The organism is Aquipseudomonas alcaligenes NBRC 14159, from assembly GCF_000467105.1.
GTDB lineage: Bacteria > Pseudomonadota > Gammaproteobacteria > Pseudomonadales > Pseudomonadaceae > Aquipseudomonas > Aquipseudomonas alcaligenes.
In genome coordinates this window covers 1-15,460 of sequence record NZ_BATI01000012.1, presented here as the reverse complement: position 1 = coordinate 15,460, position 15,460 = coordinate 1, and the positions used below count along the sequence as shown (strand labels likewise).

Below are 15,460 nucleotides of genomic sequence, written 5' to 3'. Positions count from 1 at the left end.
AAGGAAGCAGCATGACCATCTACGCCATCATCGGCGGCACCGGCCTGACCCAGCTGGAAGGCCTCACCCTCAAGCAGGCGCAGAACATCGATACGCCTTACGGTGCGCCCTCTGCGCCGGTGCTGCGCGGCGAGTACGCTGGCCAGGAGGTGCTGTTCCTCGCGCGCCACGGCCATCCGCACCGCATCCCGCCGCACCAGGTGAACTACCGCGCCAACCTCTGGGCGCTGCAGCAGGCCGGCGCCGAGGCGATCATCGCGGTCAACGCGGTGGGTGGCATCCACGCAGCCATGGGCAGCGGCCACCTGTGTGTGGCGCACCAGGTGATCGATTACACCTGGGGCAGGGCGCACACCTTCTTCGAGGGCGAGATCGATCACGTCACCCATATCGACTTCAGCTATCCCTATGACGAAGCGCTGCGCGGCAAGCTGATCACCGCATTGCAAGAGCTCGGCTACCCGCACAGCAGCCATGGCGTGTATGGCGCCACCCAGGGGCCGCGCCTGGAGACGGTGGCGGAGATCGCCCGCATGGAGCGCGACGGCTGCGACATCGTCGGCATGACCGGCATGCCCGAAGCTGCTCTGGCCCGCGAACTGGAGCTGCCTTACGCCTGCCTGGCGCTGGTGGTCAATCCGGCGGCCGGCAAGTCCAGCGGCATCATCACCATGGCCGAGATCGAGGCCGAACTGGCCCGCGGCATCGATAAGGTGCGTGCCGTGCTCGGGCATGTGTTGAGCGCCTGAATCATCCGGCCGGAATAAAAAAGCCCCGCAGTGCGGGGCTTTTTTCATGTGGCGCGATCAGGGCTGGGTGATCTTCACCAGCACGCCCAGGCTGCCGTTGTCCAGGTAGGTCAGCTCGTTCGGTTTCAGGCGGGTCTTCTGCCGCACGCGCTCGCTGCCGGTGAGCAGGCCGTCGCTGTCGAAGCGGTTGATCCAGAAGTCGGCTTCCAGGTCGATCAGGCGCTGCTGTTCGCTCAAAGACACCACGCCCTCCACCGGGAAGTGGCCGAACTGTTCGTTGCCGGTGCTCAGTGCTGCCTTGCTCGGCGCGGCAGTCAGGTTCTGCGCCCAGGCCTTGTGCAGCAGCACTTCATAGCCATTGCCCGGATTGAGCTTGGCGGCCTCGCCGTCCAGCGCGGTGCCTCGCTCGTTGCCGGTGATGGGCGCGGCGCCCACGGCCCAGTCATCCGGTGCCGGCTGGCTGCTGGACAGCGCTTCGCCGGCCTGGCGGAAGACGATCACTTCGATCTGGAACAGGCCGTCGGCGAAGGCCTGCGGGGCCATCAGGCAGAGCAGCATCAGGAGGGGGCGAAGCACGCGCATGGGTCAGTCCTTTCAGGCGGATGGCGGGGCGAGGCGCTCCAGCAGCGCCTCCAGGGTATTGAAACGTTCTTCCGGGCGCTCCATCGGCACCTGGAATTTGAACAGGGTGGCGCCCTCGAACTTGTAGCGGTTCGGTTGGCCCTGGATCAGCTTGATCAGCACCAGCGGGTCGACGCAGGTGTCGGCGGCGAACTCGATGCGCCCGCCCTGGGGGCCGGCGTCGACTTTCTTGATGCCGAGTTTCTCCGCCTGCAGCTTGAGCAGGGTCAGGCGCATCAGGTTCTTGGTCGGCTCCGGCAGCAGGCCGAAGCGGTCGATCATCTCCACCTGCAGCTCTTTAAGGCCGTCTTCGTCGGCGGCCGAGGCGATGCGCTTGTAGAGGATCAGGCGGGTGTGCACGTCCGGCAGGTAGTCGTCGGGAATCAGTGCCGGCACCCGCAGGTTGACCTCTGGACCACCGCCCAGCGGTTGCTCCAGGTTGGGCTGCTCGCCCTTGCGGATGGCTTTGACGGCCCGCTCCAGCATTTCCATATAGAGGGTGAAACCGACCGCCTGGATCTGCCCGCTCTGGCCGTCGCCAAGCAGCTCGCCGGCGCCGCGGATTTCCAGGTCGTGGGTGGCCAGGACGAAGCCGGCACCGAGGTCCTGGGCGTTGGCGATGGCCTCCAGGCGCTTCTGCGCGTCTTCGGTCATGCCCTTGCGCGGCGGGGTGAGCAGGTAGGCGTAGGCCTGGTGGTGACTACGACCGACGCGGCCGCGCAGCTGGTGCAGCTGGGCCAGGCCGAACTTGTCGGCGCGCTCGATGAGGATGGTGTTGGCACTGGGCACGTCGATGCCGGTCTCGATGATGGTCGAGGCCACCAGCACGTTGAAGCGCTTGTGGTAGAAGTCGCTCATCACCCGTTCCAGCTCGCGCTCGTGCATCTGCCCGTGGCCGATGCCGACGCGTGCCTCGGGCACCAGGGCCTGCAGGTCGGCGGCGCACTTCTCGATGGTCTTCACGTCGTTGTGCAGGTAGTACACCTGGCCGCCGCGCAGCAGTTCGCGCAGCAGCGCTTCCTTGATCACCGAGTCCTGCTGCTCCAGGACGAAGGTGCGCACCGACAGGCGGCGGGCCGGCGGGGTGGCGATGATCGACAGGTCGCGCATGCCCGATACCGCCATATTCAGCGTTCTCGGGATCGGCGTGGCGGTGAGGGTGAGGATATCGACTTCGCTGCGCAGGGCCTTGAGCTGCTCCTTCTGACGCACGCCGAAGCGGTGCTCCTCGTCGATGATGCACAGGCCGAGGTCCTTGAAGCGCACATCGTCCTGCAGCAGCTTGTGGGTGCCGATAACGATATCGATCTTGCCTTCGGCCAGCTTGGCCACCGCTTCGTTGACTTCCTTGGCGCTCTTGAAGCGGCTCATCACCTCGACCGTTACCGGCCAGTCGGCGAAGCGGTCGCGGAAGCTGTTGTAGTGCTGCTGGGCGAGCAGGGTGGTGGGCACCAGCACCGCCACCTGCTTGCCGCTGTGCACGGCGATAAAGGCCGCGCGCATGGCCACCTCGGTCTTGCCGAAGCCGACGTCGCCGCACACCAGGCGGTCCATCGGCTTGCCGGCCAGCATGTCGGCGCGCACCGCGTCGATGGCGGCCTGCTGGTCCGGGGTTTCCTCGAAGGGGAAGCCGGCGCTGAAGGTGGCGTAGTCGACGGCCGGGTCCTTGAACGCATGGCCCTCGCGGGCGGCGCGGCGGGCGTAGATGTCGAGCAATTCGGCGGCCACATCGCGCACCTGCTCGGCGGCCTTGCGCTTGGCCTTCTGCCAGGTCTCCGAGCCCAGGCGATGCAGCGGCGCCAGGGCGTCGTCGCTGCCGGTGTAGCGGGCGATCAGGTGCAGGCTGGCCACCGGCACGTAGAGCTTGGCTTCCTCGGCGTACATCAGGGCGAGGAATTCGGCAGCCTGGCCGTCGAACTCCATGGTCACCAGGCCCAGGTAGCGGCCGACTCCGTGGTCGATATGCACCACCGGCGCGCCTTCGCGCAGCTCGGTGAGGTTCTTGATCACGTTGTCGCCACCGTCGCGCGACTTCTCGCGGCGGCGGCGCTGCATCACCCGTTGGCCGAACAGCGGGCTCTCGGCGATCAGCGCGATCTGGTCGAGCAGCAGGCCTTCGTCCAGCGGGGCGATGCAGATGGCCAGGCGCTCGCGGCTGGCGGTGAATTCATGCCAGTTGGCCACTTCCAGCGGCTTGAGCTTGAGCCGCGCCAGCAGCTCCAGCAGCACCTCGCGGCGGCCGGCGGACTCGGCGCAGAACAGCACGCGTCCGGGATATTCCTCGATGAAGCGGCGTAGGGCGGCCAGCGGCTCGCTGGCCTTGGCCTGGATGGCCAGGTCGGGCAGGGCGCGGGCGTCGAAGCGCTCGCGGCCGACGCCGACCTCGACGTCCTCCTGGCTGACCACCACGCGCGGCCAGTGTTTCAGGCGGGCGAAGCAGTCCTCCACCGGCAGGAAGATGTCGGCCGGTGGCAGCAGCGGGCGTTCCGGGTCGACGCGGCGGTCTTCGTAGCGGGTGCGCGCATCCAGCCAGAACTGCTCGGCGGCCTGTTCGATGCCCGGCAGGGAGAACACCTGGGTGTCGCTCGGCAGGTAGTCGAACAGGGTGCCGGTTTCCTCGAAGAACAGTGGCAGGTAGTACTCGATGCCGGCCGGGGTGATGCCGGAGGCGAGGTCCTGGTAGATCGGGCAGCGGCGGTAATCGACGTCGAAGCGCTCGCGGAAGCGCCCGCGGAAGTCGGTAACGGCCTTTTTCTCCAAGGGAAATTCGCGGGCCGGCAGCAGGCGGATCGACTCGACCTTGTCCACCGAACGCTGGGTTTCCGGGTCGAAGGTGCGCAGCGTCTCGATTTCGTCGTCGAACAGGTCGATGCGATAGGGCGTCTCGCTGCCCATCGGGAACAGGTCGATCAGCGCACCACGCACGGCGAACTCGCCATGCTCGTAGACGGTGTCCACGCAGCGGTAGCCCGCGGCCTCCAGGCGGGCGCGCATTTCTTCCACGTCGAGCTTCTGGCCGACGTCCAGCAACAGGCCGGAACCGAGCAGGAAACGGGTCGGCGCCAGGCGGTGCAGGGCGGTGGCGATCGGTACCACCAGCACGCCGTGTTTGATCTCCGGTAGGCGATAGAGGGTGGCGATGCGCTGGGAAATGATGTCCTGGTGCGGCGAAAACACGTCGTAGGGCAGGGTTTCCCAGTCCGGGAAGTGCAGCACGGGCAGGTCGGGGGCGAAGAACGCCAGCTCTTCCTGCAGGCGCTCGGCGCTCTGGCTATCGGCGGTCAGCAGCAGGGTGAAGCGCTTGGCGGCGCTGGCCGCTTCGGCCACGGCCAGGCTCAGCGCGGCGCCGGGCAGGTTGCCCCAGTGCTGTTTGCCGGCGGCGCCCGGCAGTTTCGGCAGTTGCAGTACGGACACGGGTGTCGCGGCCCCAGGCGAAAAGAAGTGCGCGATTGTAGCGAGGCGAGGTGGCGGCTGTCAGTGGCGACAGGCGCGCATTGCTCGGGGCTGAGTCACGGCATATCATGTAGCCCCTTTTTTCAGCCCCTACATGTGGAAGGTATTGCTCGTGACTCAGAAGCCCGACCAGTGTCTCGGTGAGTGGATTGACCGTGAAGCCCTCGCGGAAGCGATGATTCCGCTGATCGGTCAGCTCTACCGCAACAACAACGTCGTGACCTCGATCTACGGCCGTGGCCTGATCAACCGTTCGGTGATCGATATCCTGAAGGCACACCGCTTCGCCCGTCACCGCCTGGAAGGCGAGACCGAACTGTCCGTGCATGACACTTTCCCCATCCTCAAGACCATGAGCGAGCTCAAGCTGGGCGCCGCTTCCGTGGACCTGGGCAAGATGGTTGCCAAGTTCAAGGCCGAAGGTGCTGGTCGCAGCATCGAGCAGTTCACCAAGGACGTGCTGGCTGACGTGGCTGGCAAGCAGAACGGCGCCGGCCGCGAAGGCACCGACGTGGTCCTGTATGGCTTCGGCCGCATCGGCCGCCTGCTGGCGCGCATCCTGATCGAGAAGACCGGTGGTGGCGACGGCCTGCGCCTGCGCGCCATCGTCGTGCGCAAGGGTGCCAGCAACGACCTGGTCAAGCGCGCCAGCCTGCTGCGTCGCGACTCCGTGCATGGTCCGTTCAACGGCACCATCACCATCGACGAAGAAAACAACACCCTGACCGCCAACGGCAACCTGATCCAGGTGATCTATGCCAAGGACCCGAAGGAAGTCGACTACACCCAGTACGGCATCAAGAACGCCCTGCTGGTCGACAACACCGGCGTCTGGCGTGATGCCGAGGGCCTGGGTCAGCACCTGGCCTGCCCGGGTATCGACCGCGTGGTGCTGACCGCGCCGGGCAAGGGCGCGCTGAAGAACATCGTGCATGGCATCAACCATGGCGACATCACCGCCGATGACAAGATCATCTCCGCGGCTTCCTGCACCACCAACGCCATCGTGCCGGTGCTGAAGGCCGTGAATGACCAATACGGCATCGTCAACGGCCACGTCGAAACCGTTCACTCGTACACCAACGACCAGAACCTGATCGACAACTTCCACAAGGGCAGCCGTCGTGGCCGCAGCGCCGCGCTGAACATGGTGATCACCGAGACCGGTGCCGCCACTGCAGCCGCCAAGGCTCTGCCGGTGCTGAAGGGCAAGCTGACCGGCAACGCCATTCGCGTACCGACGCCGAACGTCTCCATGGCCATCCTCAACCTGAATCTGGAGAAGGCCACCACTCGCGAAGAGATCAACGAGTACCTGCGCCAGATGGCCATGCACTCGGACCTGCAGAAGCAGATCGACTTCGTCAACTCGCAGGAAGTGGTGTCCACCGACTTCGTCGGCTCGCGCCACGCCGGTGTGGTCGATGCCGAAGCCACCATCGCCAACGACAACCGCGTCGTGCTCTACGTGTGGTACGACAACGAGTTCGGCTACAGCTGCCAGGTCGTGCGCGTGATGGAAGACATGGCTGGGGTCAACCCGCCGGCCTTCCCGCAGTAAGCGTCAGGGCAATCCACAAAACGGGAGCTTCGGCTCCCGTTTTGCTTTTTGGCGCTGGCCTCGCCGGGGCTGCTGAGCGCCCAGACGGTAAGGGCTTCAGGCCGGCGGGCGCGGTTGGCCGTGTTACCGTTTGTTGCGACTCTCTGGTCTAAAGCGGTACTCATGGGTGGGCATGCCGCGGATATCTCCTTATAATTCTTGAGTTTTTTGCTCCGCTTTGGTGCGTGCTCCGGTTCCTTCGGGTGGGCCGTGGCGGAACTCCAACCTTGCTGCACACCGGCTCCGGTGTCTGGAAGCTCTAATGATAAAGATCAAACGCGGGCTGGATTTGCCCCTTGCCGGCGCGCCCGAACAGCGCATCGAGCCGGCACGCGCCGTACGCAGCGTGGCTGTGCTCGGCTGCGACTATCACGGGATGAAGCCGACCATGGCGGTCCAGGTGGGCGACCGGGTCAAGCTTGGCCAGGTCCTGTTCTCCGACAAGAAAAACCCGGGCGTGCATTTCACCGCGCCGGGTGCTGGCGTGGTCAGTGCCATCCATCGCGGCGAGCAGCGCGTGCTGCAGTCGGTGGTGATCGACCTGGAGGGCGATGACGCCGTCGAGTTCGCCCGCTATGACGCCGCGCAGTTACCGGCTCTCGATCCCCAGACGGTGCGTGACAACCTGCAGCAGTCCGGCCTGTGGACTGCACTGCGTACGCGTCCGTTCAGCAAGGTGCCGGCGGTCGACGCGGTGCCCAGCTCGATTTTCGTGACGGCCATCGATACCCATCCGCTGGCGGCCGACCCGGCCGTGGTGATCGGCGAAAGGCCGGCCGACTTTGCCAATGGCCTGGCCGTGTTGGCCCGTCTGGGCAACGTGCACCTGTGCAAGGCCTCGGGCGTCGGCCTGTCGGGCGAGGTGCAGGCGAATGTCCAGCCTCACGAGTTTGCCGGCCCGCATCCGGCCGGTCTGGCCGGTACCCATATTCATTTCCTCGACCCGGTGTCCGCCGGCAAGAGCGTCTGGCAGATCGGTTATCAGGACGTGATCGCCATCGGCGCGCTGTTCAGCCGTGGCCAGCTGGACGTCACCCGCGTGGTCGCCCTGGGTGGCCCGGTGGTGGACAAGCCGCGCCTGCTGCGGACCCGCCTGGGCGCCAGCCTGGAGGAGCTCACCGCGGGTGAGTTGCAGGCCGGCAGCAATCGCATCATTTCCGGCTCGGTGCTGGGTGGGCGCACTTCGCGTGGCGCCTTCGCCTTCCTCGGTCGCTACCACGTGCAGGTCTCCTGCCTGCACGAGGGCCGCGAGCGCGAGCTGCTGCATTACCTGCGCGCCGGGGTGAACAAGCACTCGGTGCTGAACATCTTCGTTTCCAAGCTGATGGGCGGCCGCAAGCTGGCCATGGATACCAGCACCAACGGCAGCCCGCGCGCCATGGTGCCGGTGGGCAACTACGAGGCGGTGATGCCGCTGGATATCCTGCCCACCCAGCTGCTGCGCTACCTGATCGTCGGCGACACCGAGATGGCACAGAAGCTCGGCTGCCTGGAACTGGACGAAGAAGACCTGGCCCTGTGCACCTACGTGTGCGCCGGCAAGTACGAGTACGGCCCGATCCTGCGGGACAACCTGGCTCGCATCGAGAAGGAGGGCTGATCCATGTCCTTGCGTAAATTCCTCGACAAGATCGAGCACAACTTCGAGCAGGGCGGCAAGTACGAGAAGTGGTACGCGCTGTACGAGGCGGTGGATACCTTCTTCTACCGCCCCGGCAGCGTGACCAAGAGCACCGCCCACGTGCGCGACGGCATCGACCTCAAGCGCATGATGATCACCGTGTGGCTGTGCACCTTCCCGGCCATGCTGTTCGGCATGTGGAACATCGGCTACCAGGCCAACAGCATCTTCGCCGGCAACGCCGAGCTGCTGGCGGCCCAGGACGGCTGGCGCTTCGGCCTGATCGGCGCGCTGGCCGGTTTCGACCCGAACAGCCTGTGGGACAACTTCATCCAGGGCGCGGCGTTCTTCCTGCCGGTGTACCTGACCACCTTCATCGTCGGCGGTTTCTGGGAGGTGCTGTTCGCCTCCATCCGTCGCCACGAGGTCAATGAAGGTTTCTTCGTCACCTCCGTACTGTTCGCCCTGACCCTGCCGCCGGACATCCCGCTGTGGCAGGTGGCCCTGGGCATCAGCTTCGGCGTGGTGATCGGCAAGGAAGTGTTTGGCGGTACCGGCAAGAACTTCCTCAACCCGGCCCTGGTCGGCCGCGCCTTCCTGTTCTTCGCCTATCCGGCGGATATGTCCGGCGACATGGTGTGGACCTCGGTGGACGGCTACGCCGGCGCGACCACGCTGTCCGTGGCCGCTGCCGGCGGCATGGAACAGGTCATGGCCAACGGTCTGACCTGGTGGAATGCCTTCGTTGGCCTGGAGCACGGCTCCATGGGCGAGACCAGCACCCTGGCCATCTTCATCGGCGGTGCCTTCCTGCTGCTGACCAAGATCGCCTCCTGGCGCATCGTCTCCGGCGTGCTGCTCGGCATGATCGCCACCAGCATGCTGTTCAACAGCATCGGCTCGGACACCAACCCGATGTTCGCCATGCCCTGGTACTGGCACCTGGTGGTCGGCGGCTTCGCCTTCGGCATGATCTTCATGGCCACCGACCCGGTGTCGGCGTCCATGACCAATACCGGCAAGTGGATCTTCGGTGCGCTGATCGGCCTGATGGTCGTGCTGATCCGCGTGGTCAACCCGGCCTTCCCGGAAGGCATGATGCTGGCGATTCTGTTCGCCAACCTGTGCGCCCCGCTGATCGACCATTTCGTGGTGCAGGCCAACATCAAGCGGAGGATCGCCCGTGGCTAACAAGGAATCGACCGTCCGTACCCTGACCGTCGCAGTGCTGGTGTGCCTGGTCTGCTCGGTATTCGTCGCAGGCGCGGCCGTGGCGCTCAAGCCGACTCAGGCGGAGAACCGTCAGCTGGACAAGCAGCGCAGCATCCTGGCCATCGCCGGCCTGGGTGAGGCGGGCATGTCCGCCAAAGAGGTGAAGGCGCTGTTCGCCGAGCGCATCCGCGCCCGCGTGGTGGACCTGGATAAAGGCGCCTTCAGCGATGCCCAGGATGCCGCCAGCTTCGACCCGCTCAAGGCGGCCAAGGACCCCGAGCTGTCACAGGCCCTACCGGCGGAGCAGGACATCGCTTCGATCAAGCGCCGCGAGCATTTCTCCACCGTGTACATGGTGGAGAAGGATGGCGCGCTGGAAACCCTGATCCTGCCGGTGCGCGGCTACGGCCTGTGGTCGACCCTGTACGGCTTCGTCGCGGTCAAGGGCGACCTCAACACAGTGGTTGGTTTCGGCTTCTACCAGCACGGCGAGACCCCCGGTCTCGGCGGCGAGGTGGACAATCCGAAGTGGAAGGCGCTGTGGACCGGCAAGACCCTGTTCGACGAGCAGGGCCAACTGGCCGTGGAGATCATCAAGGGCAGTGTCGATCCGCAGTCGGCCAGAGCCACTCACCAGGTCGACGGCCTGGCCGGCGCCACTCTGACCAGCAAGGGCGTCAACAATCTGCTGCATTTCTGGCTCGGCGAGAACGGCTTCGGTCCGCTGCTGGCCAACCTGAAGAAAGGGGAGGCATAAGCATGTCGCAACCCACCTACAAGAGCGTGCTGCTCGACCCGATCGTGCACAACAACCCCATCGGCCTGCAGATCCTTGGTATCTGCTCGGCGCTGGCGGTGACCTCCAACCTGAAGACTGCGCTGGTGATGTCGATCGCCCTGACCCTGGTGACCGGCTTCTCCAACCTGTTCATCTCGATGATCCGCCAGCAGATACCCAGCAGCATCCGCATGATCGTGCAGATGGTGATCATTGCCTCGCTGGTGATCGTGGTCGACCAGGTGCTCAAGGCCTTTGCCTATTCGTTGTCCAAGCAGCTGTCGGTGTTCGTCGGCCTGATCATCACCAACTGCATCGTCATGGGCCGCGCCGAGGCCTTCGCCATGCAGAACCCGCCGCTGCTGTCGTTCTGCGACGGCATCGGCAACGGCCTGGGCTACAGCGCCATGCTGATCGTGCTCGGGGTGGTCCGCGAGCTGTTCGGCGCCGGCAAACTGTTGGGCTACAGCGTGTTGCCGACCATCAATGACGGCGGCTGGTATCAGCCCAACGGCATGCTGCTGCTGCCGCCTTCGGCGTTCTTCCTGATCGGTCTGATCATCTGGGCGCTGCGCAGCTGGAAGCCGGCGCAGAAGGAAAAACCGGCCTTCCGCATGGCCCCGCAGGTTTCGGATAAGGAGGCCTACTGATGGAGCACTACCTCAGCCTGTTCGTGAAGGCCGTGTTCATCGAGAACATGGCGCTGGCCTTCTTCCTTGGCATGTGTACCTTCATCGCCATTTCCAAGAAGGTCGAAACGGCCATCGGCCTCGGTATCGCCGTGGTAGTGGTGCAGGCCATCACCGTGCCGGCCAACAACCTGCTGTACACCTACCTGCTCAAGGAAGGCGCATTGGCCTGGGCCGGGTTGCCGGAGGTGGACCTGTCCTTCCTCGGTCTGCTCAGCTACATCGGGGTGATCGCCGCCATCGTGCAGATCCTCGAGATGCTCCTGGATAAATACGTGCCGGCGCTCTACAACGCCCTCGGCGTGTTCCTGCCGCTGATCACGGTGAACTGCGCCATCATGGCCGGCTCGCTGTTCATGGTCGAGCGCGACTACAACCTGGCCGAAAGCGTGACCTACGGCCTCGGTTCCGGCTTCTCCTGGGCCCTGGCCATTGCGCTGCTGGCCGGCATCCGCGAGAAGCTCAAGTACAGCGATGTTCCCGAAGGCCTGCAGGGCCTGGGCATCACCTTCATCACCATCGGTCTGATGTCGTTGGGCTTCATGTCCTTCGGCGGCATTCAGCTGTAAGGAGCGTCTGATGGGTTTTGAAATTGCATTGGCCATCGGCATGTTCACCGCCATCGTCCTGGCGCTGGTGGTGGTCATCCTGGCGGCGCGCGCCAAGCTGGTTTCCAGCGGCGACGTGAACATCGTCATCAACGGCGAACGCACCCTGACCGTACCGGCCGGCGGCAAGTTGCTGCAGACCCTGGCGGCGAACAACGTGTTCCTGTCCTCGGCCTGTGGCGGCGGCGGCACCTGTGCGCAGTGCAAGTGCATCGTCGAAAGCGGCGGTGGCGAGATGCTGCCGACCGAAGAGTCGCACTTCACCAAGCGCGAGGCCAAGGCCGGCTGGCGCCTGTCCTGCCAGACCCCGGTCAAGCAGGACATGCACATCGAGGTGGAAGAGTCGGTGTTCGGCGTGAAGAAGTGGGAATGCACGGTGGAGTCCAACCCCAACGTGGCCACCTTTATCAAGGAGCTGACCCTGCGTCTGCCGGAAGGCGAGAGCGTGGACTTCCGCGCCGGCGGCTACGTGCAGCTGGAATGCCCGCCGCACGTGGTCAACTACAAGGACTTCGACATCCAGCCCGAGTACCGTGGCGACTGGGACAAGTTCAACCAGTGGAAGTACGTGTCCAAGGTCGAGGAGCCGGTGATCCGCGCCTACTCCATGGCCAACTACCCGGACGAGAAGGGCATCGTCAAATTCAACATCCGCATCGCCTCGCCGCCACCGGGTAAGGATCACTTGCCGCCGGGCCAGATGTCGTCGTGGGTGTTCAACCTCAAGCCAGGTGACAAGGTCACCGTGTACGGCCCGTTTGGCGAGTTCTTCGCCAAAGAAACGGAAGCGGAAATGGTCTTTATCGGCGGCGGCGCTGGCATGGCGCCGATGCGCTCGCACATCTTCGACCAGCTCAAGCGCCTCAAGTCCAAGCGCAAGATCAGCTTCTGGTATGGCGCCCGCTCGCTGCGCGAGGCGTTCTACGTCGAGGAGTACGACCAGCTTGCCGCGGAAAATCCCAACTTCGAGTGGCACCTGGCGCTGTCCGATCCGCAGCCGGAGGACAACTGGACCGGCCTCAAGGGCTTTATCCACAACGTGCTGTTCGAGCAATACCTCAAGGACCATCCGGCCCCCGAGGACTGTGAGTTCTACATGTGCGGCCCGCCCATGATGAACGCCGCCGTGATCAAGATGCTGCTGGACCTGGGCGTCGAGCGAGAAAATATTCTGCTGGACGATTTCGGTGGTTAAACCCGCGTTGTTCGTCCTGCTGGCCAGCATCCTGCTGGCCGGTTGTGGCGAGAAGATCGAGGAGTTCGGCGGCCCGACCATGGGCAGCCACTACTCGCTGAAATACGTGGCAGGCGAGGGCACGCCTGAGCCTGCCACGCTCAAGGCCGATGTCGAAGCTCTGCTGGCCGAGGTGGACCAGCAGATGTCCACCTGGCGCGCCGATTCCGATCTTTCCGAATTCAACCGCCTGCCGGCTGGCAGCTGCCGCGTCATGCCTGCTCCGGTGCTGGAGCTGGTGCGTTTCGGCGAGCGGCTCTCTGCCGATAGTGATGGCGCTTTCGACCTGACCCTCGAGCCGCTCCTCGATCTCTGGGGCTTCGGCCCGCAGTCGCGTGGCGAGCGGGTGCCGACGGCGGAGGAAATCGCCGAAGTGCGCCAGCGCACGGGGCATCATCACCTGCGCATCGACGGCGAGCAGCTGTGCAAGGACGCCGCCGTGCAGCTCGATCTCAACAGCATCGCCGCCGGCCACACGGTCGACCGCATCGCCGCGCGCCTGGCCGAGCTGGGGGTGCGCAGCTATCTGCTGGATGTCACCGGCGAGCTCAAGGCGCTCGGGCGCAAGCCGGATGGCAGTGCCTGGCGCATCGCCATCGAGGCGCCGCGCGATGATCGCCAGGTAGCGCAGAAGGTGCTGACCCTGGATGGCCTGGGCGTGTCGACCTCCGGCGACTACCGCAACTACTTCGAGCAGGGCGGCAAGCGCTATTCGCACACCCTAGACCCGCAGACCGGGGCGCCGATCAGCCATCGCCTGGCGGCGGTGACGGTGGTCGATTCCTCGACCTTGCGTGCCGACGGGCTGTCTACGCTATTGATGGTGCTGGGCCCCGAGCGTGGCTACACCTTCGCCGAACAGGCACAGGTGGCAGCCTTCTTCGTGACTCGCACCGACCAGGGCTTCGCCACCCGCGCGACGCCCGCATTCGAGCGCCGGTTCGGCGCAGGAGAAACACCATGACCTGGTTGCTGGTATTCGGTCTCATGCTGCTGGTGGTGCTGGGCATGGCCGTCGGCGTGATCATGGGGCGCAAGCCCATCGCCGGCTCCTGCGGCGGCATCGCCAACCTCGGCATCGAGAAGGAATGTTCGATCTGTGGTGGCAGCCGCGAGAAGTGCGAAGAGATCAATCGCGAGCAGAAAGGCGATGTAGTGGACGCAAAGCTCGCCTACGACGCGACCAAGCGCTAATGTGCCGGGCAAATTCACCCGGCTAAGCTGTGGTGAGCATTCAAGCGCCGCGACCATGGGGTGTTGCGGCCTATCCGGGCGCCGCGTGACGCGCCCGGTGCGTGATGAGGAGTAAGCATGGCGGTCTACAACTACGACGTGGTGGTGCTCGGTTCCGGCCCGGCGGGCGAGGGTGCGGCGATGAACGCGGCCAAGGCCGGGCGCAAGGTGGCGGTGGTCGACAACCGCCCGCTGGTCGGCGGCAACTGCACCCACCTCGGTACCATCCCGTCCAAGGCCCTGCGCCACTCGGTGCGGCAGATCATGCAGTACAACACCAATCCGCTGTTCCGCCAGATCGGCGAACCGCGCTGGTTCTCCTTCCCTGATGTGCTGAAAAGTGCCGAGCGAGTGATCGCCAAGCAGGTCGCCTCGCGCACCGGCTACTACGCGCGCAACCGCATCGACGTGTTCTTCGGCACTGCCAGCTTCTCCGACGAGCAGACCGTGGAAGTGGTCTGCGCCAGCGGAGTGGTGGAAAAACTGGTGGCCAAGCAGATCGTCATCGCCACCGGCTCGCGCCCCTACCGCCCGGCGGACGTGGACTTCCACCACCCACGCATCTACGACAGCGACACCATCCTCAGCCTCACTCACACGCCGCGCCGCATCATCATCTACGGCGCCGGCGTGATCGGTTCCGAGTACGCCTCGATCTTCAGTGGCCTGGGCGTGCTGGTCGACCTGATCGACAACCGCGATCAGCTGCTCAGCTTCCTCGACGACGAGATCTCCGATGCGCTGAGCTACCACCTGCGCAACAACAACGTGCTGATTCGTCACAACGAGGAGTACGAGCGCATCGAGGGCCTGGAGCACGGGGTGATCCTGCACCTCAAGTCGGGCAAGAAGATCAAGGCCGACTGCCTGCTGTGGTGCAACGGTCGTACCGGCAACACCGACAAGCTGGGCCTGGAGAACATCGGCATCAAGGTCAACAGCCGTGGCCAGATCGAGGTCGACCAGGCCTACCGTACCCAGGTCAGCAACATCTTCGCCGCCGGCGACGTGATCGGCTGGCCGAGCCTGGCCAGCGCCGCCTATGACCAGGGCCGCTCGGCCGCCGGCAGCGCGGTGGAGAACGACAGCTGGCGTTTCGTCGATGACGTGCCGACCGGTATCTACACCATTCCGGAGATCAGCTCGATCGGCAAGAACGAGAAGGAGCTGACCCAGGCCAAGATCCCATACGAGGTCGGCAAGGCGTTCTTCAAGGGCATGGCGCGGGCGCAGATTTCCCACGAGCCGGTGGGCATGCTGAAGATCCTGTTCCACCGCGAGACCCTGGAGATCCTCGGTGTCCACTGCTTCGGCTACCAGGCCTCGGAGATCGTGCATATCGGCCAGGCGATCATGAACCAGAAGGGCGAGGCGAACTCCATCAAGTACTTCGTCAACACCACCTTCAACTACCCGACCATGGCCGAGGCCTACCGGGTGGCGGCGTTCGATGGGCTCAACCGGCTTTTTTGAGCGGCTCCGACCGGTGGCCTGAACCGGTCGGGGGGGACCCCCTCGGCGACTCCCGCAGCTGGCGCTGGCCGAACCGGGAGAGCTTCTGACCAGGCGCGCTGCTGCAACAAAAAACCGGCCCAATGGCCGGTTTTTTCATTTCGCCCCTCTCCCGCTGGCGGGAGAGGGGCTGGGGGAGAGGGCGGGCTA

13 protein-coding genes are annotated in these 15,460 nt (G+C 65.0%); 11 read left to right on the top strand and 2 right to left on the bottom strand.

Annotation, left to right across the window (positions count from 1 at the left end; all coding sequences use genetic code 11):
- Positions 1-11: 11 nt before the first annotated feature.
- Positions 12-749 (top strand): S-methyl-5'-thioinosine phosphorylase, encoded by a 738-nt coding sequence (locus tag PA6_RS08565; RefSeq protein WP_021700509.1) that lies wholly within the window; start codon positions 12-14, stop codon positions 747-749.
- A gap of 57 nt (positions 750-806) precedes the next feature.
- Here the strand turns inward: PA6_RS08565 and PA6_RS08560 are convergent, their stop codons facing one another.
- The gene (locus PA6_RS08560; protein WP_021700508.1) at positions 807-1,331 is read right to left on the bottom strand and encodes a CsiV family protein; all 525 of its coding nucleotides are present in this window, start codon (positions 1,329-1,331) and stop codon (positions 807-809) included.
- A 12-nt stretch (positions 1,332-1,343) separates the two neighbouring features.
- Positions 1,344-4,784 (bottom strand): transcription-repair coupling factor, encoded by a 3,441-nt coding sequence (gene mfd / locus PA6_RS08555; RefSeq protein ID WP_021700507.1) that lies wholly within the window; start codon positions 4,782-4,784, stop codon positions 1,344-1,346.
- A 133-nt stretch (positions 4,785-4,917) separates the two neighbouring features.
- Here mfd and PA6_RS08550 point away from each other — a divergent pair, with 133 nt between their 5' ends.
- From PA6_RS08550 to sthA, 10 genes are all read left to right on the top strand, one after another.
- Complete coding sequence (locus tag PA6_RS08550) at positions 4,918-6,384, top strand: glyceraldehyde-3-phosphate dehydrogenase (RefSeq protein ID WP_021700506.1); 1,467 nt, start codon at positions 4,918-4,920, stop codon at positions 6,382-6,384.
- Between the two features lie 301 nt (positions 6,385-6,685).
- Entirely contained in the window at positions 6,686-8,023 is a 1,338-nt protein-coding gene (locus PA6_RS08545; protein WP_021700505.1) for a Na(+)-translocating NADH-quinone reductase subunit A, read from the top strand.
- Positions 8,024-8,026: 3 nt separating this feature from the next.
- Positions 8,027-9,235: an NADH:ubiquinone reductase (Na(+)-transporting) subunit B gene (locus PA6_RS08540; protein ID WP_021700504.1), complete on the top strand. Its 1,209-nt coding sequence runs from the start codon at positions 8,027-8,029 to the stop codon at positions 9,233-9,235.
- Complete coding sequence (locus PA6_RS08535; protein ID WP_021700503.1) at positions 9,228-10,013, top strand: Na(+)-translocating NADH-quinone reductase subunit C; 786 nt, start codon at positions 9,228-9,230, stop codon at positions 10,011-10,013. The genes PA6_RS08540 and PA6_RS08535 overlap by 8 nt, the downstream gene beginning before the upstream one ends.
- Positions 10,010-10,684 carry an NADH:ubiquinone reductase (Na(+)-transporting) subunit D gene (locus PA6_RS08530; RefSeq protein ID WP_169919787.1) on the top strand — a complete coding sequence of 225 codons (675 nt, stop codon included), beginning with the start codon at positions 10,010-10,012 and terminating at the stop codon, positions 10,682-10,684. Before PA6_RS08535 ends, PA6_RS08530 begins: the two co-directional genes overlap by 4 nt.
- Positions 10,684-11,292, top strand: a complete 609-nt coding sequence (gene nqrE, locus PA6_RS08525; RefSeq protein ID WP_021700501.1) for an NADH:ubiquinone reductase (Na(+)-transporting) subunit E — start codon at positions 10,684-10,686, stop codon at positions 11,290-11,292. Before PA6_RS08530 ends, nqrE begins: the two co-directional genes overlap by 1 nt.
- 7 nt (positions 11,293-11,299) lie before the next feature.
- The gene (gene nqrF, locus PA6_RS08520; RefSeq protein WP_172491650.1) at positions 11,300-12,526 is read left to right on the top strand and encodes an NADH:ubiquinone reductase (Na(+)-transporting) subunit F; all 1,227 of its coding nucleotides are present in this window, start codon (positions 11,300-11,302) and stop codon (positions 12,524-12,526) included.
- Positions 12,519-13,529, top strand: a complete 1,011-nt coding sequence (locus PA6_RS08515) for an FAD:protein FMN transferase (protein WP_021700499.1) — start codon at positions 12,519-12,521, stop codon at positions 13,527-13,529. The genes nqrF and PA6_RS08515 overlap by 8 nt, the downstream gene beginning before the upstream one ends.
- Positions 13,526-13,759 carry a (Na+)-NQR maturation NqrM gene (gene nqrM / locus PA6_RS08510; protein WP_021700498.1) on the top strand — a complete coding sequence of 78 codons (234 nt, stop codon included), beginning with the start codon at positions 13,526-13,528 and terminating at the stop codon, positions 13,757-13,759. The genes PA6_RS08515 and nqrM overlap by 4 nt, the downstream gene beginning before the upstream one ends.
- Before the next feature lie 117 nt (positions 13,760-13,876).
- Positions 13,877-15,271: a Si-specific NAD(P)(+) transhydrogenase gene (sthA, locus tag PA6_RS08505; RefSeq protein ID WP_021700497.1), complete on the top strand. Its 1,395-nt coding sequence runs from the start codon at positions 13,877-13,879 to the stop codon at positions 15,269-15,271.
- Positions 15,272-15,460 lie beyond the last annotated feature (189 nt).

Coding starts and splice junctions, on each gene's coding strand:
- PA6_RS08560 (WP_021700508.1), bottom strand. CDS start 1,331: ATGCGCGTGCTTCGCCCCCTCCTGATGCTGCTCTGCCTGATGGCCCCG.
- sthA (WP_021700497.1), top strand. CDS start 13,877: ATGGCGGTCTACAACTACGACGTGGTGGTGCTCGGTTCCGGCCCGGCG.
- PA6_RS08550 (WP_021700506.1), top strand. CDS start 4,918: ATGTGGAAGGTATTGCTCGTGACTCAGAAGCCCGACCAGTGTCTCGGT.
- PA6_RS08540 (WP_021700504.1), top strand. CDS start 8,027: ATGTCCTTGCGTAAATTCCTCGACAAGATCGAGCACAACTTCGAGCAG.
- PA6_RS08565 (WP_021700509.1), top strand. CDS start 12: ATGACCATCTACGCCATCATCGGCGGCACCGGCCTGACCCAGCTGGAA.
- nqrE (WP_021700501.1), top strand. CDS start 10,684: ATGGAGCACTACCTCAGCCTGTTCGTGAAGGCCGTGTTCATCGAGAAC.
- PA6_RS08545 (WP_021700505.1), top strand. CDS start 6,686: ATGATAAAGATCAAACGCGGGCTGGATTTGCCCCTTGCCGGCGCGCCC.
- nqrM (WP_021700498.1), top strand. CDS start 13,526: ATGACCTGGTTGCTGGTATTCGGTCTCATGCTGCTGGTGGTGCTGGGC.